The organism is Bifidobacterium simiarum (genome assembly GCF_002802905.1).
GTDB lineage: Bacteria > Actinomycetota > Actinomycetes > Actinomycetales > Bifidobacteriaceae > Galliscardovia > Galliscardovia simiarum.
In genome coordinates, this window is record NZ_PEBK01000005.1 from 166036 (window position 1) to 192881 (window position 26846).

The following is a 26846-nucleotide window of genomic DNA, read 5'->3' on the forward strand; positions in this document are numbered from 1 at the left end:
TCAACGATGTCGTTTCAGGATATGCTCTCGGCGCTGCGGTCGCACTGGCGGGCGGAGCTGCTCGTCATCGTGCTGATCGTCGCGTCGATGGCCGGATGGCTCACCCTGCAGCCGCGCACCTATACGGCGGCCGCGCGCACCTACGTGAGCTTCAGCGCCGACGCGGGATCCGGCACCGATGCCGGCACCGATGCCAAGGCCTCCGGCAAGACGGCCTTGGGAACCCAGGCCGGCACCGATTCGTCGATGCAGTACCAGCCCACGGACTACGTGTCCCAGCAGCTGCAGCTGATCCCCGCGCTGGTGACCACGCCGGCCGTGCTCGACGACGTGGCGAAGACCATGAACGTCCCGTCCGAGGATCTGCGCGACGACGTTTCGGCCTACGTATCCGACAGCTACTTCATCATGATCGAGGCCAAGGGCGCCGACCCGCAGCGGGCGGCCGCCATCGCCAACGCGGTCAGCGACAGCCTGTCCGACCAGCTCGCCTCGCGCACCCGCAACACCGCGAACCTGTACATCCCCTCGCACTTAAGGCTTTCCGTGGTGGAACGGGCCGAGGCTCCGCAGCGGCCCACTTCGCCGAACGTGAAGGCGAGGATGGCCATCGGCGTCGTCGCGGCGCTGGCATGCGCCTTCTTCGTCGGCATCCTGCTGGAACTCACCGACAACAAGGTGCGCGGCGCCGCACAGATCCAGCGGATGCTCGGCATCCCGATCCTCGGCACCGTGCCGAAGTCCTCGGTGATCTCCTCGCGCTGCCCGTCGATCGTCAACGCCCCCGCGTCGATGGAGTCGGAGGCGATCCGCCGTCTCGCCCTGAACCTCACGTTCGTCACCCCCGACCGCGACGAGCTGTCGAACGTGTTCGTGGTGGCCTCGTGCGGCGCCAGCGAAGGCAAGACGTCCCTGTCCATCGAACTGGCCGCCGCGTTCGCCGAACAGGGCCGCAAGGTTCTGCTGGTGGGCACCGACATGCGCCATCCCACCATCGCCCGACGTCTCGGCGTCGAGGAGCAGGTGGGCCTGAGCCATCTGCTCACCGGCCAGGTCGACATGGCCACCGCGGTGAGCCGGTACTGGAAGCCGAACCTGCATGTGCTGCCGGCCGGCAAGCGCGTGGCCAATCCAAGCCTGATCATCAACTCGAAGTCGATGAGTGACTTCCTGCATCTGGTGTCGAAGGAATACGACTGGGTGATCCTCGACACCGAGCCGCTGAGGGTGGCCAACGACGCCCTCGTCTTCGCCAAGGCCGGCGCCAAGATGGTGTTCGTCGTGGCCCAGGGTCTGGCCACCCGCCATCAGCTTCGTGACGTGGACCGGGAGATGGAGTCCATCGGCATCGAACCGGTGGGCGCGGTGCTGAACCTCGACCGGGTGTCGAAGTCCGAGACCCGGGCCTACGGCTCGTACTACCACGATGCCGGTCGGTCCCACTCGGCCGAACGCCCGGACGGAAAGGTGCCTGCCGCGGGCGGTGACCTGCGATGAGCGGCGACAACAGGATCCGCGTGCTGCTGATCCATGAGGCGATGGGCGGCGTCGCACGCAACGTCATCGATCTGGCGCTCGGACTGGACGCCTCCCGGTTCGACATCACGCTGATGCACGGCACGAGCCGCATGGACGAATACTTCCGCTCCCGGTACGACGAGCTGGACCATCGCGTGCGTCTCGTCGCCTGCGACGAGCTGGTGCGTGAGATCAGTCCCGTCCACGATCTGCGCGCGCTGCACGCCATCGCCGCCGTGATCGGCGAGGAGCGGCCGGACGTCGTGCACTGCCACAGCACGAAGGCCGGTGCGCTGGGCAGGATCGCGGCCCGGGCCTACGGCGTGCCGGGGATCTTCTACACGCCGCACGCCTACGCGTTCCAGTCGCCGAAGGTCCGCCCGTGGAAGCGGTCCGTCTATGCGATAGTGGAGCGCCTGCTCAGCCGTCACGCCACCACCCGCACATTCAACGTGTCCTATGGCGAGCGCGATCAGGCGCTGGACCGGCGACTGGACCGTCCCGACAAGTTCCATGTGATCGTCAACGGCATGCGGTCCGTGGCGCTGCCGACGCGATCGGCGGCACGGGCGGCGCTCGGGCTGCCGCAGGACGTGCCTTTGGTGGGCGTGGTGTCCCGGATGGTGGATCAGAAGGATCCGATGACCGCCGCCCGCATCCTGTGCCGGCTGATGGCCCGGCGGCCCCGTCTGCATGCGGCGTTCGTCGGTTCGGGTCCGTTGGAGGAGTCCGTGCGCCGGTTCTGCCTCGATCGCGGGTATGCCGGTCGCATCCGGTTCGCCGGCGAGCGGGACGACGCCGATCGCATCGTCGCCGCGTTCGACGTGTCGTTGCTCACCTCCTTGTACGAGGGGATGCCGTATTCGCTGATCGAGTCGCTGCGCGCCGGCGTGCCGGTCGTCGCCACCGACGTGGTGGGCAACGACGAGGTGGTGGTCGATGGCGTCAACGGCGCTCTGTTTCCCGCCGGGGACGTGGACCGTGGGGCCGAGGTCCTGTCCGCGATGCTGGACCGGCCGTGCGACGGGGATGCGGTGCGGGAGAGCTTTGCCCGCCGGTTCCGCCTTGATTGCATGATCTCGCGCATCGATGAGCATTACCGCAGCGTCGAAGGCGGCGTGCTGCCCGATAGATACGGCGTGCGACTGCGACGAGAGGGGGAGGTGAGCCATGCTGCCGCTCAAGGCGTGGTACCGGTTCGTCGGTGTGCTGGTCAAGGCGCTGTATCGTCTGCTGTACGGCCGGCGCATGCGCTGGGGTCGGGCGTTCCATGTGCGCGGCGGGTTCCGTGCGACCGTGGACGGCGGCGGGCGGATCGTCATCGGCGACGACGTGTTCTTCAACAACGACTGCGCCGTGCATGCGATGGGGCTGGTCCGCATCGGCGACGGCACGGCGTTCGGGGAGAACGTCCGCATCTACGATCACAATCACCGGTTCGACGATCCGGACGTCCCGATCCGGGATCGTGGGTACGACGTGGGCGAGGTGGTCGTCGGATCGCGATGCTGGATCGGCTCGAACGTCACGCTGCTCAAGGGCGCGAGGATCGGTGACGGATCCGTGGTCGGCGCGGGATGCGTGATCGACGGGGAGATTCCCGCCGGCAGCGTGGTGCGGCGCGGGTCGGCGCCGCACGTCGAGCCGTTGCGGCCATCGACGAAGTCCGAGACCGATATGCCTTCCGCCCCGCTGCGCGTGCTGGTGCTGGACACGGTGATGGACCGTGGCGGCGCCGAGACGATGGCCATGAACTATCTGCGGCATATGGATCGCCGTAAGGTCACCTACGACTTCCTCGTCAACCGCGACTACCGGGCCGCCTACGAGGATGAGATCGAATCGCTGGGCGGGCGGATCTACCGGATGTGCCCGATGTATCCGCAGTACTTCGGCCGGTACAAGCGGGAGTTCCGGCGGTTCCTGCGGGATCATCCCGAATACCGGGTGATCCACTCGAACCTCGAGGAGCGCAGCTACTTTCCGCTGCGCATCGCCGCCGAGATGGGCGTGCCGGTGCGCATCGCCCACGCCCACAACCGTCCGGTGGGCTTCGACGCCAAACTGGTGGTGCGCGAATACTTCCGTCTGCGTCTGCCACGGTACGTGACCCACATGTTCGCCTGCGGGCAGGAGGCCGGCGACTGGCTGTTCGGCCGGCGCCGCCGGGCGCGGGTGGTCCAGCAGCGCAACGCCATCGACACGGCCCGATACCGGTATGACGCCGATACGGCCGTGGCCGTGCGCGCCGAATTCGGCGTAACCGATCCGGACACCCTCGTGGTGGGGCATGTCGGCCGGTTCTTCCCGCAGAAGAACCACGACAAACTCATCGACGTGTTCGCCGAACTGCACCGGATCCGGCCGAACAGCGTGCTGTGGCTGGTTGGCGGCGGGGAAACGGACGACCGTCTGAAGAACGAGATCCGGGCCAAGGCCGCCGAACTGGGACTGACCGACGCGGTACGGTTCCTCGGCGTGAGGGACGACGTGGACCGGATCATGCAGGGCATGGACGTATTCGTGCTGCCCAGCCTGTATGAGGGACTGCCGGTCACCATGATCGAGGCGCAGGCCGCGGGACTGCCGTGCGTGATCTCCGACCGGGTGCCCGCCCAGTGCGACGTGACCGGCAACGTCACCGTCGTGCCGCTGGAGGAGTCCGCACGCCGCTGGGCGCGGGCGGTGCTCGAGCGCCGGGCGCATCCCGCCTTCGCCGACCGGGCGGAGGGTGCCGATCTGGTGAAGGGCGCCGGATACGACATCGTCGTCAACGCCCGGTGGCTGCAGGACTTCTATCTGCGGGCTCTGGAACGGGCGGAGGCATGATGCCGCACGAGATGAACACGGGCCGCCCGAGCCGACATACGGACCGACGTGCGGGCCGGCGCAAGAACCGTCGCAAGGATCGCCACATGGATCGCCGCGAATACCGCACGGTCCGCATGGCGATGGATTCGCGGTACCGCAACCTGCTGCTGGTGTCGATCCTGCCGGTGATGCTCGCCGCCAAGCTGATGGTGGCGTACCTGTTGCCACCGAAGTACTTCTACGACAACAACCGCATCCTCGGCATGGCGAACGGGGATGCCCGCACCGAGGCGTGGGGCGGCTCCTACGAGGTGGCTGCCGGTCTGTTCCGGTCCGTCAACGTCCTCGGACTCACCGGCATGGTCGAATGGTCGCTGCTGCTGGGCGTGCCGCTCACCTTCGTCACCCTGGCGCTCGTCCTGCGCGCGGACGCCCCCGACACCCTGCAGCTGCTGTTCACGCTGGCGTCGGTGGGTCTGCTCAACATCTACATCTTCACGATCGGCAAGGATGTGATCCAGTTCATGTTCTTCCTCGCCGTGTATCTGGTCATCGCCATGCCGTTCGGCGGACCGACGCTGAAGATCGTGCTCGCCGCGGCGATCCTGATGGGGGAGAGCCGGGTGTTCCGGCCGTACTACGTGCTGATCGCCGTACTGGTCATCGCCGTCTACGTCACGCTGACGCTGTTCCGATCCCGCCGCGCACTGCACGCCGGCTCGGTGGCGATGATCATCGTGCTCATGGTGGCCGAGATCTGGCTCATCCTCGCCGTGGCCAGCCGGGTGATGCCGGCCGAATACCAACAGGTGATGACGCTGCGCAGCGGATACGGTTCCGTGATGGAAGGCAACGCGGACTCGTCCACCTTCATCGCCAATCGGGTTTCCGGCGAGGGTCTGCCGACGTTCATGCTCAACTATGTGATCAACGCGGTGCGCATGATGGTGCCCGTGGAGCTGGCGATGCGCGGCGCGTACTACCTGCCGTTCTTCGTGTTCCAGACCATGGTGACCGTGTACCTCGTCAACCTGCTGCGGCAGATCAACCGGATCAACGACCCCGCCCTGACCCTGGCGCTGTGCGTGTTCCTCGGCTACGCGCTCGCCTCGTTCATCTTCGAACCGGACTTCGGCTCCTGGACCCGTCACGAGGCCGCCACCTTCCCGATCCTGCATCTGCTCGTGCTCAACCACTTCCAGCGGATCCCGCTGACCGCCGAGGAACGGATGCTGAAACGGGGTGTGGCATGAACCGGATCAATCAGGACAACCGAAGCGGCCGGGCCGACCGGAGCGTACCCGAGCTGATCGCCTCGGACTGCCGTCGGTATGCGGGGGCCGCGACGCCGTCCGCCGTCATCCGCACCTGGCTGACCCAGTGGGGGTTCCGGTACACCTGCCTGCTGCGCCGGGCCCAGTCGCATCGGCGGGGTCTCGCGCACTACTGGTACCGCTGGCGGCTGCTGCGCATGTCGCGGCGCAGCGGATACCAGATCGGCTACGGTGCCGGGATCGGCGCCGGACTGTTCATCGGCCATCGTGGCACGGTGATCGTCAACGGGCGGGCGCGTCTCGGCAGCAACGTCAATCTCGCCCCCGGGGTCGTGATCGGTCAGGAGAACCGCGGAGCCCGTAGGGGAGTGCCGGTGATCGGCAACCGGGTGTGGATCGGCGCGGGCGCGGTGATCGTCGGCGCCGTGCATATCGGCAACGACGTGCTCATCGCCCCGAATGCTTTTGTGAACGTCGACGTGCCCGACCACAGCATCGTGATCGGCAATCCGTCCCGGATCATCCACCGCGACCATGCGACCGAAGGATACTGCCAGCATCCGGTCGAACCGTCCCAGCCGGACGAGATCTTCACGGTCCGGGACGGCGGCGTGAGATCGCGGGACGGAGGCCTATGATGACCGTCCGCAACCCGCATATCGCGTTCTTCTCCGGCGACATCACCCGGTCCGGCGGCACCGAGCGGGTGGGCACGGCCATCGCCAGCGCGCTCGCCGGCAGCCATGCGCCCGGCATGCCGGCAGCCGGCGTCGCGGCATCCCGTCAGGTGTCGGTCGTCAGCCTGTTCGAGGAACATGACCGGCCCGCGTATCCGCTTGGCCCGGCCGTCGACCGGTTCGCGCTGTATTCCCGGCCCTCGCATGGTGTGTGGCGGTATCCGATCACTTGCGCCCGTCTGCTGCGGGTGGTGCGGCGCGAACGGATCGACGTGCTGATCGACATCGACGGCATCCTCGACATGTACGCCCTGCCGGTCAGAAGACTCACCGGCGTGCGGGTCGTCTCCTGGGAACATTTCAACATGATGACGAATCCCGGCGTGCCGTACCGCAGGATCACCCGGCCGTGGGCGGCCCGCAGCGCGGACGCCATCGTCACGCTCACCGAAACCGACCGCAGGATGGTCGAGCGTATGGTGGACGGACATTCGGTGGGCAAGTACGCGGTGGCCGGACGTACGGTGGGTAACCGTCGTCCGCTCGTGCGCTGCATCCCCAATCCGATGCCGGACGTCGAACCGCATATCGCATACGATGCCGATTCGCGGATCATCCTCAGCGCCGGTCGTCTGACCGCGCAGAAGGGCTTCGACCTGCTGGTCGACGTGGCCGCCCGCGTCCTGCCCGCCCGCCCCGATTGGCGATGGATGATCGCCGGCGAGGGCGAGGAGCGCGCGATGCTGGAACGGCGGATCGCGCGGGCCGGTCTCAAGGGTCGGGTGGTCCTGCTCGGCCGGACCGACGATATGGACGGGCTGTACCGACGTGCCGCCGTGTTCGTGCTCACCTCGCGCTACGAGGGTCTGCCGATGGTGCTGCTGGAGGCGAAGGCCCGCCGCCTGCCCATCGTCAGCTTCGACTGTCCGACCGGTCCGGCCGACATCGTGACCGACGGCGTCAACGGTGATCTGGTGGCCGCCGGGGACGTGCCGGCCATGGCCGCGCGTCTCGGCCGATTGCTCGACGACCCCGTCCGCAGGCGACGGTACGCCGAACACGCCCTCGATGGCGCGGCGCGATTCGACCGGGCTGCGATCATCGCCCAATGGGAACGGCTTTTGGAGGATCTGCGATGAACGAACATGAGGAACCTCTCGTCAGCGTGATCGTGCCCGTGTACAACGTGCGGCCGTATCTGAACCGGTGCCTTGCCAGCGTCGCCGGCCAGACCCATCGCCGTCTGCAGGTGGTGCTGGTCGATGACGGTTCGACGGACGGCTCCGGAAGCCTGTGCGACGAATGGGCCAAACGTGACGGCCGGTTCACTGTGCTCCATCGGCGTAATGCCGGCATCGCGGTGACGAGAAACGTCGGCATGGACGCGGCCGTGGGCGAATACGTCTGCTTTGTGGATGGCGACGACTACGCCGAGCCGACGATGGTGGCGACGATGGTGGCCGCAGCGCGGCGATCCGACGCGCAGATCGTGATGTGCGCCTACCGTACGGTGGCCTATGATCGCGGCGCCTATGCCGAGCGGTCGGCGCGCAACGGGACGGTGGATTTCACGGCTCGGGACAATCGCGCGGTTGCGGCCATGTTCGTTCCGCTTATGCGATGCGGCATGGTCAACCCCATGTGGGGCAAGCTGTTCGACCGGGATTTTCTGGACGGACACCGTGTGGACGAGGGATTCGTCGCCGGTGGCGACGGGGTGTTCATGTATCGGCTGTTCGAGCGGGCGGCACGGGTGACGGCGATCCCGGACGTGCTGTACGACTACGTCGTGCGGGAACACAGTCTCAGCGGAGGGGATTTCCATCCTGGACTATTCGGCAGCCGTGAACGCGCGTATCTCGAGCAGCACGCCATACTGGAGCGGTGGAATCGTGAGGCGATCGGTGAGCGGGATCGCGAATTCCTCCATGACGTCGACGTCTGCGTGAACAGTCTGTACGGAGGAGCCTGCACGCTGCCGGCGGCGGAGCGTCTGGCCTGTCTCCGTCGCGTGGCGGACAGTTCGGCGACAGCTCTTTGCATCGGCAGGGTCCGGCCCATCGGCGTGCGCGGCAGATTGCTGACGATGCTGCTGCATCGACGGTCGGTCGGACTGCTGCTCGGGTACGGCATGGCAGTCGGCTATGCGAAACGGCTGAGAGCCGCGGTGCGAAACGTGTCAAACGTGCGGGGCAAACGACAGCAAGGGGGACGGCGATGAGTGACGGCGATCTGGTCAGCATCATCGTTCCGGTATACGACGTGGAACCGTATCTCGACGATTGTCTGGAAAGTGTGACGGAGCAGACTTACCGGAACCTGCAGATCATTCTGGTCGATGACGGTTCCCCCGATAGTTGCCCGCGGATCTGCGACGATTGGGCCGCCCGGGATCCGCGTATCCGCGTGGTGCACCAGCGCAACGGCGGACTCTCGGCCGCCCGGAACACCGGGCTGGACGTGGTCTCCGGCCGGTACGTGACCTTCATCGACAGCGACGACGTCGTGGATCGGGGAATGATCGAGGCGCTGCTGTCGGCCATGAAGAGCCACGGAGTCGATATCGCGATCTGTGGACTGCTGGGCATCGACGAGTGCGGCGAGCATACCGTATTCCGCACGCATTATGCGACCGGGACGGTGTCCGGACGGGATGCGCTGCTCGATCTGCTGTACGGTGGCGGACGACTGCCGGACGCGGCCTGGGGTCGGATATATCGGACCGAGCTGATCCGTCGGGAACGTGCGATCCGTTTCCCCGAGGGGCTGAACAGTGAGGACTACTATTTCAACGCCATCGCCTACCATCGGGCGAATGCGGTGCATATGGACGGGCGTTGCCTATACCGGTACCGGAAGCGGGCCGGTTCGATCACGGCTTCCGGCAATGCCGCTCATCTCGCAGACCCCATGCGGATCGCCGATCTGGTGGTCAGGGATCTTCGGGCGGAGGGATACCGTGACGAACGGGCCCTGACCTACTACGGCACGCTGCGCCGGTACGACATGCTGTTCACGGCGGTATGTGGCAAGGTTCCCAGACCGGTGATTCGTGAGTATGCGGCGGAGCTGCGCCGTAGCTCCCGCAGAGTGATGCGTGACGAGGGGATTCCTCTGTTTCGTAAGGCGAAGATCTTCCTACTGGGATGGTTCCCCGAATGGTACGTGCCTCTCAATCTAATGATCGGGCGTACGATCACTATGTTTCGTCGCAAGGAAGGACGTGGGGCATGACTGCCGATGATGGGAGAATGAGCAACATGATCGTCTCCGGTTCGCGTAAGGTGCCCATCAGAATCCTGCAGTGGGGCATGCACTCCAGTCTTGGCGGCGTCGAACAGTTCATGATCGACCTGTACCGGCATATGGATCGGGATCTGGTGCAGTTCGACTTCCTTGCGGCGCATGATGCGTCGAAGCTGGCGTTCGAGGATGAGATTCTCGAACTGGGCGGGCGGGTCTTTCGCGTGCAGTATTCGCAGCGGACGTCCCCGATCAGGGCACGGACCCATATGGATCGTCTCTTCGCCGAGCATCCGGAGATCGTCGGCGTGCATGTGCATGCGAATTTTCTCTACGCCTGCCCGCTGGGCATTGCGCGACGACACGGCGTGAATCTGCGGATCCTGCATTCCCATAACTCAAGCGACGGTGATGTGCGTTCGGGGATGTTGCGGGATCTGGGTCTTACGCTGCGTAATGCGATCGCCCGCAGCCAGATCGACCGGTATCCCTCACGATATCTGGCATGTTCGGACCGTGCCGCGCAGTATATGTTTCCGGGCAAGCCGTATCTGTGGGTGAAGAACGGCATCGATATCGAGCGGTTTCGGTTCTCGCCGTCCGCTCGGCAGCGAAATAGACTCCGATACGGCATCGGCGAGCATACGGAGGTGCTGGGCTTTTGCGGACATCTGGTCGATCGCAAGAATCCGCTGTTCGCCTTGGAGGTGTTCGCCGCCTATCACCGGATGCAGCCGGACAGCGTATTGATGATGATCGGTGGCGGAGAGCTGCTCGATGCACTCAAGATGCGGGTGCATAAGCTGGCATTGCCGGAACGATCCGTCCTGTTCATGGGCGGCGGCCGTGATGACGTGCACGAGCTGTATCAGGCGATGGACGGCTTTCTGCTGACCTCGCAATACGAGGGCCTGCCCATCGTGCTGGTGGAGGCGCAGTGCGCGGGCCTGCCGTGCGTGGCCTCGCGGGAGGCGGTGACCGGTCAGGCGGCGATCACCGATCTGCTGCAGTACCGTTCGCTGGACGATGCCGCGTCGGTCTGGGCGCAGGCATTGCGTGAGGGGATCGTACGGCGAGATATCGGCAGTCGGGCCGATCGTGCGTCGTACGCCGATTGCGTGGCCGAAGCCGGATTCGATATGCGTGCCACCGCGGCGATGCTGCAGAATCTCTATCTGACCGAAGGAGGACGATCATGAACCGATGCGCCATCATCCTGCCGTACTACGGACGGTTCCCGAACTACTTCCAGCTGTTCCTCAACTCCTGCGGCACGAACGAGGACTATGACTGGCTGATCTTCACCGATGACCATGCCCCGTATGCCTACCCCGGCAACGTGACGGTCCATTACGAGACGTTCGCCGACATGCAGAACCGTGTGCGTGACGCCTTCGATTTCGCGCCTGAGCTCCACAATCCGTATAAACTCTGTGATCTCAAGCCCATGTACGGCTACCTGTTCGGCGAGTATCTGCACGGATACGAGTTCTGGGGGCACTGCGACTGCGACCTCATCTTCGGGGACCTGAGCCGGTTCATCACCGACGACATGCTTGCGCGGTACGACAAGCTGTTCCCGGTCGGCCATCTGGCGCTGTATCGCAACACCGAGGAGAACAACCGACGGTTCATGCTGCCGCTGGATGGCCGGGACCTGTATCGGGAGGTCCTCGAATCGCCTCGCGGCTTCACCTTCGACGAGAGCTATCTGCCCACCAACATCAACCGCATCTACCGGCAGCACGGCTTCCCGGTCTACATGCGGGACCGGTCCGGCAACGTGTCGTCCCGAGGCGCATCCATTCGGCTGACCCGGTATGACGAGGAGCTCGATACGTTCCTGACCGAGGAACCGATGCGAGCCGTATACGAGTGGGATCGCGGTACGCTGCGGCGCAGCTTCGTCAGGCTCGGAGCCTTCGAGCAGCAGGAACTGATGTATCTGCATTTCCAGCGCCGGAGGATGCGCGTTACCTGTGATATGGCGGCGACGCGGTTCCAGATCCTGCCCGAATCATTCGAGCCGATGTCAGTGGAACAGGTGACCAAGGCGAACTTCCGATCCCTGCGCTGGCGGCGCATGCCCGACGGCCTACGGCACCGCATCGGACTGACCGTGGGTGACCTGCGGTTCTGGTGGGGGCGTCTGCGGGCGATGATTCCCTCCCGTCTTCGAAAGGGGGATCGATGACCGACAGGCCGATACGTATTCTTCAGCAGGGCATGACCTGGGTTCGTGGTGGCGTCGAACGGTTCATCATGAACCTGTACCGAGGCATCGATCGGGATCTGGTGCAGTTCGACTTCCTGATCCCCCACGACATGCCTCCCATGGCGTATGAAGAGGAGGTCCGTGATCTGGGCGGCCGGATATTCCGGGACATCTACCCATTTCGCTGCTCCCCGTGGCATGCGGAGCGGGCGTTGCGGAGACTGTTCGCCGAACATCCGGAGATCGGCGGCGTACACATGAACGTCTGCTTCCCATACGTGTATCCGTTGGCCGTGGCAGCGCGAAGCGGAGTGAAGCTGCGGATCCTGCACTCGCATGAGGGCGACGGATTCACTCCGAACCAGCATCAGGGATGGCATGCACGGATGATCGAATGTCAGGTGCGTCGGTACCCGACCAGATACTTCGTCTGCTCGGACAATGCGGCATACCTGTTTCCGGGGGAGCCGTACACCTGGGTGAGGAACGGCATCGACACCGATCGCTTCCGATTCGACGATGCGATGCGGCATACGGTCCGTGCCCGACTCGGCATACCGGACGCGGCCCATGTGATCGGATTCTGCGGTCATCTGAACAATCGCAAGAATCCGCTGTTCGCTTTGGAGGTGTTCGCGCAGTATCGCCGGATGGAGCCGGGCAGCGTGTTCGTCGTGACCGGACAGGGCGAGCTGGAAGGCGAGCTGCGTCGCCGGATACCGGCACTGGGACTTCCCGACGATGCCGTGCGGATCCTCGGCGGGGGGCGTGCCGACATGCATGAGCTGTATCAGGCAATGGACGGGTTCGTGCTGCCGTCCACGCTTGAAGGACTGCCGTTCGTGCTGATCGAGGCGCAGTGCGCGGGTCTGCCGTGCGTCACCTCGTTGGAGGGAGTCACCCGGCAGGCGGCCATCACCGATCTGCTGCAATACCGTTCGCTGAACGATGCCGCATCGGTCTGGGCACAGACGTTGCATGACGGTATTGCGCGGCATGGCATCGGTGGCAGGGCCGATCGTGCGGCGTATGCGGCCCGCGTAGCCGAAGCCGGGTTCGACATGCGCACCACCGCGGCGATGCTGCAGAACCTCTACCTGACCGAAGGGGGACGACGGTGATCGACCGGCGGGGCGAGCGCAGGCGGTTCGTTATCAGCATGGCGGCGACGGTCATCGCGTTCCTCGTGCAGCTCGGCGTCAATTTCTTGCTCACGCCCTACATCATCGCCACGCTGGGTACGGAGGCGTACGGCTTCATCCCGCTGGTGAACAGTCTCATCGGGTACGCGGGGATCATCACCGGCGCGCTCAACGCGATGGCCGGCCGGTTCATCGGCATCGCCTACAACCGCGGCGACTATGCGAAGGCCAACGAGTACTTCAGCTCGGTGATGATCGCCGACATGGTGCTCGCCGTGGCGCTGGCCGTGCCGTATGCGCTGATCGTGATGTTTCCTTCGACGGTGATGAACGTGCCGGCCGGTCTCGTGGACGACGTGCGCCTGACCTTCCTGTTCTGCGCGATCGGCACCGAATTCTCGCTGGTCACCTCCGTATACGGCGGCGTGTACTACATCAGCGACCGCCTGGACCGCAACGCCGTGCGCAACATCGAAGGCAACGTGCTGCGCGCCGGCATCCTGCTGCTCATGTTCTGCCTGTGGAAGCCGATGGTCTGCTTCGTGGCGATCTCCATGCTGGCGCTCAACCTGTACCAGTGCGCGGCGAACGTCTACTACACGCGCAGGCTCACCCCGCAGCTCGCCGTACGCCGCTCGTCGTTCCGATGGCGTGCGGTCAGGGAACTGGTGAGCTCCGGGGTGTGGAACTCGATCGATGCCGTGAGCTATACGCTGCTCATCGCGCTCGATCTGTATCTGGCCAACCGGTTTCTCGGCGCCTTGGTCGCCGGCCAGTATTCCGTGGCGAAGACGATGCCGCAGTTCCTGACGAACGTGGCGGCGATGCTTGCCTCCGTGTTCGCTCCCGGCATCCTGCGCATGTACGCGCAGGGCCGGCGTGACGACATGGCGCGCTCGCTGGACCGCTCCATCCGCTTCATGGGCTTGATGATGGCCCTGCCCACCGGCTTTCTCATCGTCTACGGCACGGACTTCTTCCGCCTGTGGACGCCGAACGGGGATGCCGGATGGCTGCAGGCGATGAGCGTGGTGTCCCTGCTGGCGATGCTGGTCTCCGGCTGTGTGCGCTCGATGGGCAACGTGTGCACGGCGATGAACAAGGTCCGCGTGCCGTCGCTGGTGTTCCTGGTCTGCGGCGTGATCAACATCGTGACGGTGTTGCCGATGCTGATCTGGACCGATTGGGGAATCTGGTCGATCATCGTCGTATCCGCCATACTGGACGTCATCAAGAACCTGCTGATCGTGCCATGGTATGTGGCGCGCTGCATGGGCATACCGGTCAGGCGGATGCTGGTCGCCGAGGCGAGGGGGCTCATGGCGTTGCCCGTCATGCTCGCGGTGACGGCTATCTGCCACGCGTTTCTCCCCGCACGCAGCTGGGTCATGCTCGTGGCGACGGCGTTGTGCTGTGCTCTGGTGGCTTGCGTGCCCTGCGCGTTCGTGGTGCTGGACCGCGCGGAACGTACGGAGGCGAGGCGTCTGGTACGTGGATATGCGTACATGGACTGCTGAGAAAAGAGGAGTGATGAATCATGGGTGAGGTAGTGAACAAGCCGACGTATCCAGCAGAGCAGGCCAAGCGCATTGCGGTGTGCGGTCATCATGAAGCGCGAGGAGGCGCGGAAGTGGCGCTGTTCCGTATGCTGACGTTGCTGCGCCGTCGGGGATGCGACATCGTGTTCGTGACGAAGAACAACACTGACGTGATCGAGGATCTGATTCCTGAGGGCGTGACGGTGGTTCGCGTCAGCGCGGACAGCAGGTGGAGTCGTTTCCTCGGCACACTGCTCGGCAAAGGGGAGCGGCCTCGATGGTGGATGCGCGTGGTTCGCAAGACCCTGCATGTGCTGAGCGGCAAACGTCATTACTGGGCATTCGAATATGCCGGACGGCACCTGACCGGACTTCCCAAGGGTCCATTCGATGCCGTGCTGGATTTTGAGGGATACAGCTGCATCGACACCGTCATCGGCAGCCGTATCAGCGCGCCGATCAGGGCGACTTGGATCCACACCGAAGAGGTTGATCTCAGTGCTACGTATTCGTATTTTCTGCGGTATTACGATCGCATATTCTGCGTATCCCAGACGGCGCAGGTGGCTTTGTCGGCACGTTATCCAAGACTTGCCGATCGCTCCCGGATGCTCTTCACCCCAATCGATGTCGATCTGATCCGTCGTCGGTCCATGGCCGACGTGTCTCCGGAACCGCAGGGAACGGATCCGTCGGTATTCCGTATCGTGACCGTCTGTAGGCTATCGCAGGAGAAGAACCTCGAACTGAGCGTACATGTCGCCGCCACACTGCGTGATCGGGGCCTGAACTTCCTGTGGGAGGTCTTCGGTGAAGGGGTGGAGCGTACCGGGCTACAGACCTTGATCGATCGGCTGGGACTGACTGGGCGATTCGTGTTGCGTGGGGCGGTAAGCAATCCCTACCCATACATGAAGCGGGCCGACATCTACGTGCAGACTTCGAAGCATGAGGGATTCGGACTGACCGTGCAGGAGGCCAAGATCCTCGGCATTCCCGTGGTTGTCACCGACATCCCGGCATTCCGCGAGCAGATCGTCGACGGCCAAACGGGATTCCTACGTCCCGCCGATGTCGAGGCGCTCGCCGACGCCATCATCCGCCTGGCCAGACATCCCGAGGAACGGCGACGGATGGCGGAGAACCTTGCCAAGGTGGACTGGGACGGCCAACAGGATATGTCGCCGCTTTACGAGTTCTTGGGACTATGAGAGTTCGGGGTCGCGCATCCGGTTCCTCAGTATGTGCTCCACGAAGGCGACGACGGGCGACAGGTGGCATCGCGCCAGTCGCCAGCGCAGACGGGTGCCTGCAGGCAGGCGTGAGACGTCGATGCGTGGGGCAAGCGCTCGCAGCGATGACATCGTCCGCCTCGTGGTTGCGGCGGTTCCCCTATCGAGACCGGGAACTCCTCCATTGCGGAGTACGTCGTAGTGGCAGGAGACAAGCAATTCGAAGCAGTGGCATCGGATGCCCATGACAGCATCTTCCGATAGTCCGAGATCGGAAACGGACTCCAGTATCTCCTCGACGGCGGTTATGGTATCCGCTGTGACGGCCCGACGTTTGCTGCGCAGGATCGAGCCGGACCGTTCCCGATACGCGTAGACGATGTCGGGCAGGGCCGCCAGATGTGAGGATCGGGCCATGACTCGGTAGGTGGTGGCGATGTCCTCCATGAACCGTCCCTCGGGGAATCGGATATGCGGATGGTCGTTGTATGCCGACAATCTTGCTGCATAGGCCCAGGAGAAGGACTGCAGCCGATCGGTGAGGATCAGCGTGACGGCGGTCTCCCGGTCGAAAATCCTGACTGATCCGTATTGGTTATGCGATGTGCGCCTGTCGATCGGTCGGCCGTTCTCGTCGATGCGGATGAACCGGATCGTGGCCACGTCGGCATGATGGGTCTCCATGCCGCGTACCAGAATCTCCACGTATCGGTCATCGGGGATGTCGTCGGAATCCACGAAGCAGACATACGTTCCACGGGCGTGGTCAAGACCGGTGTTCCGGGCGGCGCTGAGACCCCGGTTGCCCTGATGGATCACCCTGATGCGTCCGTCTCGTCCGACGTATTCGTCGCAGATCGTTCCCGATCCGTCGGTCGACCCGTCATCCACGAGGATGATCTCCAGATTGCGATAGGTCTGTTCGATCAGACGGTCCAGACAGGCTTTGAGATATCGCCGCACGTTGTACACCGGCACGATGACGCTGACGAGATCCTGTCCCTCGTCCCGATCCGATCCAATTTGCGCTGCCATAGCCTCCATACGGTTAAGGCTAATCGGGCGTTGATATATTCAAGGGGGTGTGCGGGGCGTTCGGGGGAGGGTCCCTCCGTCCGTGGTCCGGCCCGTCAAGCCGTGTGGGTATGCTTGTGCCGGTTTGTGTGGACAACAGGTGAACCAACTGTACGTACTGAAGAATTCCGCAAGCAACGACAATCGATAGATATTTAAGAGAGGTTTCGATGGCGGTTCGTGGTGATATCCGTAATGTGGCGATCGTGGCTCATGTCGATCACGGCAAGACCACGCTGGTGAACGCGATGCTCCAGCAGTCCCATGTGTTCAACGAACGCGAAGAGGTCCCGGATCGCGTGATGGACTCCAACGATCTGGAGCGCGAGAAGGGCATCACCATCCTCGCCAAGAACACGGCCGTGGAGTACACCGGCCCGCTGGCCGCCAAGTACGGCCACCCGGAGGGCATCACCCTCAACATCATCGACACCCCCGGCCACGCCGACTTCGGCGGCGAGGTGGAGCGCGGCATCTCCATGGTCGACGGCGTCGTCCTGCTCGTGGACGCCTCCGAAGGCCCGCTGCCGCAGACCCGCTTCGTGCTGCGCAAGGCCCTCGAGGCCAAGCTGCCGGTGATCCTGTGCGTGAACAAGGTGGATCGTCCCGACGCCCGCATCGAAGAGGTCGTGGGCGAGACCTCCGACCTGCTGCTCGGCCTCGCCGACGACGTGCAGCACGAGGGCATCGATCTCGATCTCGACCAGCTGCTCGAAATGCCGGTGATCTACTGCGCCGCCAAGGCCGGCTACGCCTCCGTCAACCAGCCCGCCGACGGCGGTCTGCCCGACAACGACAACCTCGAGCCGCTGTTCGAGGCCATCATCTCCAACATCCCCGCCCCCGAATACGAGGAGGGCGCCCCGCTGCAGGCCCACGTCGCCAACATCGACTCCTCCGACTTCCTCGGCCGACTCGGCCTCGTGCGCATCTACAACGGCACGCTGGAGAAGGGCAAGACCTACGGTCTGTCCCGTGTGGACGGCTCGCTCGAGAACTTCCGCGTCTCCGAGCTGCTGCGCACTCAGGGCCTGGAGCGCACCCCCGTCGAGTCCGCGGGCCCCGGCGACATCGTGGCCGTGGCCGGCGTTAACGACATCATGATCGGCGAAACCATCGTCGACCCCAACGATCCCAAGCCGCTGCCGCTCATCCACGTGGACGACCCGGCCATCTCCATGACCTTCGGCACCAACGACTCCCCGCTGGCCGGCACCGAAGGCAAGGACCACAAGCTCACCGCCCGCATGATCAAGGACCGCCTCGACCGCGAACTTATCGGCAACGTGTCCATCAAGGTGCTGCCCACCGACCGCCCCGACGCCTGGGAGGTGCAGGGCCGCGGCGAACTGGCGCTGGCCGTGCTCGCCGAGCAGATGCGCCGCGAAGGCTACGAGCTGACCGTCGGCCGCCCGCAGGTGGTCACCAAGATCATCGACGGCAAGATCAACGAGCCGATGGAGAACACCACCATCGACGTGCCCGAGGAGTACATGGGCACCGTCACCCAGCTCATGGCCGACCGCAAGGGCCGCATGGACAACATGACCAACCACGGCTCCGGCTGGGTGCGTCTGCAGTTCACCGTGCCGTCCCGCGGTCTGATCGGCTTCCGCACCGCGCTGCTGTCCGCCACCCGCGGCACCGGCATCGCCTCCTCCATCTCCGCCGGATACGCCCCGTGGGCTGGCGAGATCACCATCCGCCAGAACGGCTCCATGGTCTCCGACCGTCAGGGCGTCGCCACCCCGTACGCCATGCAGCGTCTGCAGGCCCGCGGCAACTTCTTCGTCGAACCGCAGTCCCCGGTGTACGAGGGTCAGGTCGTCGGCGTGGCCAACAAGCCCGACGAACTCGACGTGAACATCACGCTGGCCAAGCACATGACCAACATGCGCTCCGCCACCGCCGACGTGCTCGAAACCCTCACCCCGCCGATCAAGATGAGCCTCGAGGAGTCGCTGGACTTCGCCAACGAGGACGAGTGCGTCGAGGTGACCCCCGAGGCCATTCGCGTGCGCAAGATCATCCTCAAGCGCGAGGACTGGTACAAGTGGCGCGCCAAGCAGCGCCGTCAGAACAAGAATGCCTGATCGGCATTCTTATTCAGACGGCCGTCGGCACCCGTAGGGGTGCCTCCCCTCACCTACGGGCAGTCCACTGGACTGCCCGCTTTACGGTTCGGCAGAATAAGAATGCCTGATCGGCATTCCTGTTCAGACGGCCGTCGGCACCCGTAGGGGCGCCTCGTCCTAGCCCCTCATCAGTCGGCTTCGCCGACAGCTTCCCCCGCAGGGGGAAGCCTGTTTAAACCTTCCCCTTAGGCTGAGCCCGTGATGCGGACGCCAGAGGCGTTCGTAGGGCTCAGGCGAGCCGACAGGCGAGCATTACAGTGTGGCCGTCGGCTGCCATCCGGTCGCCTCGTCGCGGCATACTGAGAGCTATGACTCACAGGGGTATGACTCAGCGGGATGGCACACGTCGAACGACGAAACGAACTCCACGGCAGCGCTCGGCATCGGTCCAGATGGACGATGCCATGCAGCGGATGCCGTGGAGTTTTCGTTTGCCTATGTGGGCCCGGATCCTGATCGCCCTGATCTCCGGCGGCGTCGTCGGCTTCGTGGGCTCCTGCGCCTACCGCATGGGCGTGCCGCAGAACATTCCCTACGGACTGGTGCTCTCATTGCTGCTGGTCGGCATCTCCGCATGGTCGGCCCGCGCGCGCAGCGGCAGCATCGGCCTCGGCTTCCATCTGGTCGCCTCGGGCGCGGTGACCTGGTTGCTCACCGAAACGGCCACCACGTCAAGGGCGATGATCATCTTCGGATACAAAAGCGACGCCTACTCGTTCATCATGCAGAAAGCCGGCGTCATCTGGCTGCTAGGCATGGTGGCCGTGCAGGTCGTGCTCGTCATGCTGCCCGACCGTCTGTTCGTCGTGCCGCCGCGGGCCGTCGTACCGGACGGGCAGGCGTCCGCCGAATCCGTGCGTCGAAACCAGCCTGCACGAAACCGGTCCGCGCACTGAAACGATCGCCCCGCATCGACGCGGTCCCGCCTATGGTGAAGAGACATCTCAGGCGATTCGGGAAAGGACAGGCATGGCCACAACGCTGCATTATCTCGGCCCGAAGGGGTCGTTCACCCATCAGGCCGCGATGGAGGCGTCCCGGCTCATCGACGGCGCGGGGGAGTGCGTCGCCGAACCGAACGTCACCGCGATCTTCGACGCCGTGCGAAACCATGAGGGCTGGGGTGTGATCGCTTGGGAGAACAACGTCGAGGGATACGTCGTCCCCAACCTCGATGCTCTCATCGACGCCGACGACATCGCCGGATTCGCCCGCGTGGGCATGGCCATCACGTTCGACGCCCTCGTCCGGCCCGACCATACGACGCTCACCACCATCTGCGCGCATCCGCACGGGCTGGCGCAATGTGCCGGATTCATCGCAGAACAGGGACTCACGGCCCGGCCCACGGCCTCCAACGCCGCGGCCTGCCGCGACATCGCCGACGACCAGATCGCGCTCGCCCCTTCCATGTGTGCGGAACTCTACGGCCTTGACACGCTGGCCTCCGGCGTACAGGACTTCGCCGGCGGCCGCACCGAATTCCTCGTCCTCGCCCCCCGCGACGATGTCCGCCGCCAGCTCGACGCCATCCGCACCGAGGACGACCGGGACTTCGAATCCATCGTGGCGTTCATCCTGCTCAACACCGGTCCCGGCGTGCTCGCCAATCTGCTCGACGTGCTGCGATACGCCGGCCTCAACATGACCAGCTTCATCTCTCGGCCGATCAAGGGCAACGACGGCACCTACAGCTTCATCGCTACGTTCGACGCCGCCCCGTGGCAGCCGCAGTTCAAGGCGGCGCTCAGCCAGGTGCTCGCCCACGGCGACTGGGTGAAGACGCTGGCCGTGTATCCGAGACGGGAACGGCCGAACCCGCCCGTCAGCGCGTGGATGCTTCCGCAGGGCGGCGTCCACCTTGACGAGACGACGACGAACCGGACCGACGATCAGGAAACCGATAGGGAACTGCTGTGGAAATGACCATCACGAACGAGAACGGAATCAACGAAGTCGGAATCAACGAAGCCGGAACCAATGAGATCGATGAGACCGGCATGAATCGCGACGACGGTCTGCCGAAGGCCGACGTCATCGCCATCGCCGGACTGGGCCTGATCGGCGGCTCTCTCGCCCGGCGTCTGACGGCCCGCGGCCGCCGCGTCATCGCATGGAACCATCGCGACGCACCGTATGCCGAAGCCCGGCGGGCCGGCATCGAATGCGTGGCGCGGGTGGAGGATCTTGCCTCGGCTAAGCCGGATGTGCTGGTGCTGTGCACGCCGCTTCGCGCCATGCCCGACGTGCTGGCCCGACTCGCCCCGGTGCTCGACGAGGCCACCACGCTTACCGACGTGGGCAGTGTCAAGGGGCAGGTGCGCGACGAGGTGAAGGCCGTGGGGTTGGACGACCGGTACGTCGGCGCCCATCCGATGGCCGGCAACGAACTGTCCGGATACGCGGCGTCCGACCCGGGACTGTACGACGACGCGCTGTGGGCCGTGACCTACGACGGGATCACCGACTACGCCCGACTGCTCACCGTGACGGAGATGATCGTACGGGGCGTGGGCAACCGCGTGATCGTGCTGGACGACGACACCCATGATCGTGCCGCCGCATTGATCTCCCACATGCCGCATGTGGTGGCCACGGCGCTGGCCAACGAACTGACCGAAACCTCCGAACGCAATATCGCGCAGGCCCTCGCCGCCGGATCATGGCGGGACATGACCCGCGTGGCGCTCACCGATCCGGATCGCACCCGCGCGATGGTGGAGGAGGACGCCGACAACGTGGCCCGGTTGCTGCGCAGCGTGAGCGCCCGGCTCGCCATGATGGCCGACGTGCTGGAGCGGGAGGGGAGCGGCGACCCCGAAGACGTGGGGCGGGCGCTGGCCGAATCGCGCGGGTTCTTCGCCGCCGCCCGGCCGTACCGCGAGTTCAAGGCCCGTCAGCGTGCTCGGGAATCCGGTACGGCCTCCGGTGCCGTTTCGGCGAACGAATCCGTTGATGCGCAGGCGCTGCGGATCAACGTGACCGAGACCGGCTGGCGGGACGAACTGCTGGAATCCGCGAAACGCGGCGAGCATATCGTCGGGATCGAATCGCCGACCACATTCGCCGTGCAGGTGCGCACGGCGCTGGTCTGAGATCCCGAGCGAGACATTCCGGCCTTACCGGCCCTGCGGTCCGTTCGCACCGGACTGTCGGGCCATGGCGGAGCGTTCCACGAGCCGCGCGTTCATCACGTCCACCGGGGGCAGGTGACGGGCGGTGTCAATGAACCGGGCGATGGTCTCCGGCGGCTCGACGCAGCCGCGGCGCATCCACAGCCACAGGACGGAGGTGGTGGCGGAGGCGATCATCTCCCTGCCGTAGACGGAGACGACGGTCGCGGTGTTCGCCGGTCCGCCGGCCTGCTGCTCGAACTCCACGGTGAGCAGTTCGGCGATGAGCTCCTTGCATTTGCTGTACAGCACCATGTCGTTGCCACTGCGGGAGATCGCATCGAAGAAGGCGTAGTCCTGCTTGATGTAGACGAGGCACTGCAGGATCGTCTCGTACTGGATCAGCTCGATCCGGCTGTTCGTCGGCGAGGCGCCGTAGCGTGCCGACGAGGTGCGGATGATGTCGGTCAGGTCCGCGTGCGCGTTGTCGATCAGCTGCTGGCACAGGTCGAACTTGTCCATGTAATGGGTGTAGAAGGTGCCGCGGTTGATGTTCGCCAGACGGGCGATGTCGCTGACGGTCATCGCGTTGAGCCCCTTCTGCTTGAGCAGGGTGATGAACGCCGTTCTGATCGCCGCTTCGGTGCGGGTGTTTCTACGCTGGGCCATGACCGCCGCCTTCCGTCTTTCGCTGACATGCCGTCGGCGGGACGGAGGTCCCCGGCCCGCCGTTGTTACGTCATCCTAGGACCGATCGGCAATCAAGTCAACACGTTGTTGGAATAAGCGGCCGCGACAGCCGTCGGACTCACAGCGTCACGCCCAGCGAAGCCAGATCCTTCCGTGCTTGCTCGGCGTCGGTGAACCGGAAGGCGTGCATGCCGACGGCGTGGGCGCCATCGATGTTCTTCGCGGTGTCGTCGAAGAACACCGACCGTTCGGGGGTCAATCCGAACCGGCTCATGGCCAGCTCGTAGATGTCGGCGTTCGGCTTGTGCAGCTTTTCGATGCCCGAGACGATCGTGCCGTCGAGCAGCTCCTCGATTTCGGGGAACTTGGCGAACGCCTTCGGGAAGGTCTGCCATCCCCAGTTGGTCAATCCCCATACGCCGAGTCCGGCGGCGTGCAGGTCCTCGAGCAGCTGCCGCATGCCGGGGATCAGACGGGGCAGGGCGTCCTCGTAGTGCTCCTGATAGTAGCGGAAGATGCCGGCCAGCTCGTCGCCGAACTCCCTGCGGTAGTCGGCCAGCACGTCGTCGAGATCCTCGCCGGCGTCGAGCCGGTCCTCGTAGCGGTAGAAGCCGCATTCGTCGTCATCCGAGCAGATGCGATCCACCACGTCCTGCGGGAACACTCCTTCGATCGCGTCCCGGCATTGCCAGTCGAACAGCACGCCGCAGAAGTCGAATATTACGTCGGTGATGGTCGCCTCGGCCATGGTCCCTCTTTCGTCGATGGTTCGTCGACTTGTCGTCGATCCGTCCGGCGCCATGAGAACGGGCGCCATAGTCATTGTATGGGATCGTGTCGCGATATGGGATCGCCGCCGAACTTCGGACGTTCGGGAATCGGCTTGAGGCGGACGATGGTCGCGGCCTCCACGGTGACCACCTCGGCGGGGCGCGATCCGTTGGCCGATTCGTCCCTGAGCACCGTCAGCGTGTCCCCGTCCCATCCGAGGACATGGCCGACGACGTCCCGGTATTTTTCGCGCCCGTCATGCTCGTCGACGCCGAGTGTGCAGCGCACGACGATGCGCGCGCCCGTGGGGATGTGTTCGGGAAGTCTCATGCGCTCCATCATAGGCGCGACCGGCGGGCATGGGCCTTCGCGGGGCGTGACCGGCCGGCACGATTCGGCGGTGCGGCCGGCATGATGCGGACGTGCGCATGGGAGGAATCGGGGGAGGACGGCGACTCACAGCCCCCTTACGGCACCTGTTCGGGTAAGTTGGGCACCGACGAACGAAATAAGGAGCGGATATGGCATTCGATTCACTGAAGAAGTCGGCGCGCAAGTTCTGGAGGGACGACATCGCCTTGGGGGACTCGGACCCACAGTTCGTAGAGCTGTTCAACCGGTTCGCCTACGACGAGGTGCTGGGCGAGCCGAACGCCAACCATCCCGATCTCACCGACGCCCGCCGGTCGATGGCCATCCTGGCCGCGCTGATCGGCTGCGGCGGCCTTGACGAATACGGCATCATGCTGTCGGTGGCGCTGAAGGGCGGCGTGACGCCCGTGCAGGTCAAGGAGATCGTCTATCAGGCGGTGCCGTATCTGGGATTCGGTCGCGTCCTGCCGTTCCTGACGGCCACCAACGACCTGTTCCAGGACCGGGACATCGCGCTGCCGGTCGAGCAGCAGGGCACCGTCGACGAATCCACCCGCAGGACGGAGGGGGAGCGGATCCGCCGGCAGGTGCTCGGCGCCGCCGACCGCCCTCCGCGCGACGAGGCGACCGGCCATATCCGGACGTGGGAGACGGACAACTGCTACGGCGACTACTACACGCGCGGCGGTCTCGACCTCGCCGATCGCGAGATGGTCACGGTGTGTCTGCTCGCGGCGCTGGGCGGATGCGAACCGCAGCTGGTCAGCCATGCCGCGGCTCGCATCAGGTCCGGCGTCGACCGCCGGTTCCTGATCGCCGTGATCTCCCAGTGCCTGCCGTACATCGGCTACCCGAGGGCGACCAACGCCCTGCGATGCGTCGACATCGCCTCGGACGCCGTCGACGCGGAGCGCGAGGCGATGCAGGGACTGGCCGAGCAGGATTCGGCTGAACAGAATTCGGCCGAGTAGCGGATGCGACCCTACCGGCGGGACGTCAGACGGTCCATCAGGGCGTCGAGCTCCTCGTCGGTGTAGTCGCGGTCGGCGTCGAGATACACGCCGTCGCCGTCATCGGCGTCGTCGTCCGGTTCGATGACGGCGTCGTCGTCGATGATGTCACCGCCGACGGGATCGTCGCCATGCGGATCGTCGTCATCCCCGCCCGCCGGCCCGTCGGGGTTGAAACCGGCTCCGGAAAGATCGTCCGGACCGATCCCGTCGTCATCATGATCGTCGTACATGCGGATCAGCAGGGCGAAGGCGTGCGGCAGCTCCTCGATGACGTCCTTTGCCGTGATCGGGTGACCGAGGGAGCCGACGAGATAGCCCGTGTGGGCCAGCATGTTCGAGACGGGCTGCATGGCCTCGAGGAAGTCGAAGGCGCTGTCCGGGTCGTAGACCACCGGACGGCGCCAGCCGGTCTGCAGCGATTCGGAGGCCAGCTGTGCGGCGAGGCCATGGAGGAACGCGCCGGTCGCGGCATGGATGCCGACCTGGTCGGGCATGATCCGCAGCGTGTCCGCGCCCTGCGCCAGCACGGCGCCCAATGTGCCGGCCAGCACGTCGCCGGCCCCGGCCGACGAAAGCCATGCGGGGCCGGATCCGGACGTGATCACGCTCGGTCCGCCTTCCTCGTCGTAGCCCACGATCACCGTGATCGCGCCCTTGAGCAATACGGTGGCCCCCGTCAGCTCCCAGGCGCGGGTGGCCCAGTGCAGCGGCTCGGCCATCACCTCGTCGGCGGTCACGTCCTCGTCCCGTTCCGAGATCAGGCGCGCCAGTTCGCCGGCATGGGGCGTGATCAGCACCTGCGGTGCACACGTCTCCGGCAGCAGGTCGAGCGCGCCGGCGTCGACCACGACGGGCGGCATGTCGGCGCTGCCCTCGGTCTGCGCGTCATAGCGGGCGAGCAGCGCCCGGATCTCACGGCGCTGCGCATCGTCGCCATGCTCGTCGGCCTCGCCGTTCGGCACGCCGGAGCCGACCACCCAGGACTGGACGTGGCCGCCGCCCATCACCGCCTCGGGCACCTCCCTGAGCACCAGATCCTCGGCCCGTGCCGGCCCGCGGTAGCGGATCATGCCCACGTTGGAGACCGCCGCCGCATGGCAGGAGAGCACGGCCGCACCCGGGTACGCCTGCGAGCCGGTGATGAGCCCCGTCACGCCGCGCGAATACTTCGAATCGGCCACATGCGGCAGCCTGATGATCTGCGCGGCGGTGCGGGAGGTCATCGCCTCCACCGCCGGCGTGAACCGCGTAGTGTCGAAGTCGAAGTCCACCAGCACCAGCTGGCCGCAGACGTAGGCGCTCGGCGGCAGCAGGGCGCACGGTTTCATCGCGCCGAACGTCGCGGTCACGTCCGCCGGAATGTACGGGCCGGGAAGGGCGCCGTCGTTCACGCCGACGCCGGAGGGCACGTCCACGGCGAGCACCAGCGGGAACGCGCCGAGGTTCTCGCCGCTCGGCAGGGCCATGGATTCGGGAAGTCCGGACTGTCGTCCCAGCTCCTCGGCGATATGCGCGGGGATACCGCGCAGCGCTCCCTGAAGCCCGATGCCGGTCATCGCGTCGATGACCAGGTGCGAGTCCTGCGCGATGTCCAATGCCTCGTCGAAGAGGTCGGCGGCCTCGTCCTCGTCGGCCGGCGCCGCATGGCCCTCGATCTCGGCGCGCGGGTCGAGCACGATCACCTCGCCTCCGGCACGGTCGAACGCGGCGAGACCCTCGGCGTGCAGGCTCCGGCCCACGGCCACGGCGGTGACCGTGGCTCCCTGGTCCGCCAGCTCGGCCGCCGCGAACAGTCCGTCGCCGCCGTTGTCGCCGCCACCCGCCAGCAGGACGATCCGCGCGTCGTCGGGGGAGACCTGCGCGCGGGCCAGCATCACGCGGGCCGACATCGCCGCGGCTGAGGCGGCCATGTGCATCAGCGGCACGCCGGAGTCGAGCAGGGGCTTCTCCATGGCACGCACGTCGTCGGAAGCGAACGCCGTCGATACGAATTCGTCGTCCAGTTCGGCATCCTCATCAAACAGCATC

Annotated in this window: 23 protein-coding genes; 18 read left to right on the forward strand and 5 right to left on the reverse strand. The window is 65.3% G+C overall.

Annotated features, from left to right (window positions below):
* Positions 1-6: 6 nt before the first annotated feature.
* From CSQ87_RS06315 to CSQ87_RS06375, 13 genes are read left to right on the forward strand one after another with little or no spacing between them, the layout of a single operon-like run.
* Entirely contained in the window at positions 7-1497 is a 1491-nt protein-coding gene (locus CSQ87_RS06315) for a tyrosine-protein kinase domain-containing protein (RefSeq protein WP_100513021.1), read from the forward strand.
* Positions 1494-3074, forward strand: a complete 1581-nt coding sequence (locus tag CSQ87_RS06320; protein ID WP_100513022.1) for a glycosyltransferase family 4 protein — start codon at positions 1494-1496, stop codon at positions 3072-3074. The genes CSQ87_RS06315 and CSQ87_RS06320 overlap by 4 nt, the downstream gene beginning before the upstream one ends.
* On the forward strand, positions 3007-4347 hold the full coding sequence (locus CSQ87_RS06325; protein ID WP_243388867.1) for a glycosyltransferase: 1341 nt from the start codon (positions 3007-3009) through the stop codon (positions 4345-4347). The genes CSQ87_RS06320 and CSQ87_RS06325 overlap by 68 nt, the downstream gene beginning before the upstream one ends.
* The gene (locus CSQ87_RS06330) at positions 4344-5582 is read left to right on the forward strand and encodes a hypothetical protein (RefSeq protein WP_243388858.1); all 1239 of its coding nucleotides are present in this window, start codon (positions 4344-4346) and stop codon (positions 5580-5582) included. The genes CSQ87_RS06325 and CSQ87_RS06330 overlap by 4 nt, the downstream gene beginning before the upstream one ends.
* Entirely contained in the window at positions 5579-6241 is a 663-nt protein-coding gene (locus CSQ87_RS06335; RefSeq protein WP_243388859.1) for an LbetaH domain-containing protein, read from the forward strand. The genes CSQ87_RS06330 and CSQ87_RS06335 overlap by 4 nt, the downstream gene beginning before the upstream one ends.
* Complete coding sequence (locus CSQ87_RS06340; RefSeq protein ID WP_243388860.1) at positions 6238-7419, forward strand: glycosyltransferase family 4 protein; 1182 nt, start codon at positions 6238-6240, stop codon at positions 7417-7419. Before CSQ87_RS06335 ends, CSQ87_RS06340 begins: the two co-directional genes overlap by 4 nt.
* The gene (locus CSQ87_RS06345; protein WP_165776766.1) at positions 7416-8501 is read left to right on the forward strand and encodes a glycosyltransferase family 2 protein; all 1086 of its coding nucleotides are present in this window, start codon (positions 7416-7418) and stop codon (positions 8499-8501) included. Before CSQ87_RS06340 ends, CSQ87_RS06345 begins: the two co-directional genes overlap by 4 nt.
* A complete protein-coding gene (locus tag CSQ87_RS06350; protein WP_100513027.1) occupies positions 8498-9514 on the forward strand; it encodes a glycosyltransferase family 2 protein in 1017 nt (338 codons plus the stop codon). Before CSQ87_RS06345 ends, CSQ87_RS06350 begins: the two co-directional genes overlap by 4 nt.
* On the forward strand, positions 9511-10722 hold the full coding sequence (locus CSQ87_RS06355; RefSeq protein ID WP_243388861.1) for a glycosyltransferase: 1212 nt from the start codon (positions 9511-9513) through the stop codon (positions 10720-10722). Before CSQ87_RS06350 ends, CSQ87_RS06355 begins: the two co-directional genes overlap by 4 nt.
* The gene (locus CSQ87_RS06360; RefSeq protein WP_100513028.1) at positions 10719-11717 is read left to right on the forward strand and encodes a DUF6625 family protein; all 999 of its coding nucleotides are present in this window, start codon (positions 10719-10721) and stop codon (positions 11715-11717) included. Before CSQ87_RS06355 ends, CSQ87_RS06360 begins: the two co-directional genes overlap by 4 nt.
* Positions 11714-12859: a glycosyltransferase gene (locus CSQ87_RS06365; protein WP_100513029.1), complete on the forward strand. Its 1146-nt coding sequence runs from the start codon at positions 11714-11716 to the stop codon at positions 12857-12859. Before CSQ87_RS06360 ends, CSQ87_RS06365 begins: the two co-directional genes overlap by 4 nt.
* On the forward strand, positions 12856-14397 hold the full coding sequence (locus tag CSQ87_RS06370) for an oligosaccharide flippase family protein (protein WP_100513030.1): 1542 nt from the start codon (positions 12856-12858) through the stop codon (positions 14395-14397). Before CSQ87_RS06365 ends, CSQ87_RS06370 begins: the two co-directional genes overlap by 4 nt.
* 20 nt (positions 14398-14417) lie before the next feature.
* Positions 14418-15629: a glycosyltransferase gene (locus CSQ87_RS06375; protein ID WP_100513031.1), complete on the forward strand. Its 1212-nt coding sequence runs from the start codon at positions 14418-14420 to the stop codon at positions 15627-15629.
* Here CSQ87_RS06375 and CSQ87_RS06380 read toward each other — a convergent pair.
* Complete coding sequence (locus CSQ87_RS06380; RefSeq protein WP_165776767.1) at positions 15624-16685, reverse strand: glycosyltransferase family 2 protein; 1062 nt, start codon at positions 16683-16685, stop codon at positions 15624-15626. The genes CSQ87_RS06375 and CSQ87_RS06380 overlap by 6 nt on opposite strands.
* Positions 16686-16894: 209 nt before the next feature.
* On the opposite strand from CSQ87_RS06380, the gene typA reads away from it, so the two are divergent.
* The 4 genes from typA (at position 16895) to CSQ87_RS06400 (ending at position 21954) form a co-directional block, all read left to right on the forward strand.
* Entirely contained in the window at positions 16895-18817 is a 1923-nt protein-coding gene (gene typA / locus CSQ87_RS06385) for a translational GTPase TypA (RefSeq protein ID WP_100513033.1), read from the forward strand.
* A 473-nt stretch (positions 18818-19290) separates the two neighbouring features.
* On the forward strand, positions 19291-19755 hold the full coding sequence (locus tag CSQ87_RS06390; RefSeq protein ID WP_133122355.1) for an alcohol dehydrogenase: 465 nt from the start codon (positions 19291-19293) through the stop codon (positions 19753-19755).
* Between the two features lie 73 nt (positions 19756-19828).
* Entirely contained in the window at positions 19829-20785 is a 957-nt protein-coding gene (locus CSQ87_RS06395) for a prephenate dehydratase (RefSeq protein ID WP_100513035.1), read from the forward strand.
* 74 nt (positions 20786-20859) lie between these two features.
* On the forward strand, positions 20860-21954 hold the full coding sequence (locus tag CSQ87_RS06400; RefSeq protein ID WP_100513119.1) for a prephenate dehydrogenase: 1095 nt from the start codon (positions 20860-20862) through the stop codon (positions 21952-21954).
* Positions 21955-21978: 24 nt separating this feature from the next.
* Here the strand turns inward: CSQ87_RS06400 and CSQ87_RS06405 are convergent, their stop codons facing one another.
* The 3 genes from CSQ87_RS06405 to CSQ87_RS06415 all read right to left on the reverse strand — a co-directional run bounded on the left by CSQ87_RS06405 (position 21979) and on the right by CSQ87_RS06415 (position 23763).
* Positions 21979-22641, reverse strand: coding sequence for a TetR/AcrR family transcriptional regulator (locus CSQ87_RS06405; protein WP_100513036.1), 663 nt, complete (start codon positions 22639-22641; stop codon positions 21979-21981).
* Positions 22642-22780: 139 nt separating this feature from the next.
* A complete protein-coding gene (locus CSQ87_RS06410) occupies positions 22781-23410 on the reverse strand; it encodes an HAD family hydrolase (RefSeq protein WP_100513037.1) in 630 nt (209 codons plus the stop codon).
* Between the two features lie 71 nt (positions 23411-23481).
* Positions 23482-23763 carry a DUF6725 family protein gene (locus CSQ87_RS06415; protein ID WP_100513038.1) on the reverse strand — a complete coding sequence of 94 codons (282 nt, stop codon included), beginning with the start codon at positions 23761-23763 and terminating at the stop codon, positions 23482-23484.
* 191 nt (positions 23764-23954) lie between these two features.
* Here CSQ87_RS06415 and CSQ87_RS06420 point away from each other — a divergent pair, with 191 nt between their 5' ends.
* Positions 23955-24776: a carboxymuconolactone decarboxylase family protein gene (locus CSQ87_RS06420; protein WP_100513039.1), complete on the forward strand. Its 822-nt coding sequence runs from the start codon at positions 23955-23957 to the stop codon at positions 24774-24776.
* Positions 24777-24787: 11 nt separating this feature from the next.
* Here the strand turns inward: CSQ87_RS06420 and CSQ87_RS06425 are convergent, their stop codons facing one another.
* Positions 24788-26845, reverse strand: a complete 2058-nt coding sequence (locus CSQ87_RS06425) for a bifunctional ADP-dependent NAD(P)H-hydrate dehydratase/NAD(P)H-hydrate epimerase (RefSeq protein WP_100513040.1) — start codon at positions 26843-26845, stop codon at positions 24788-24790.
* Position 26846 lies beyond the last annotated feature (1 nt).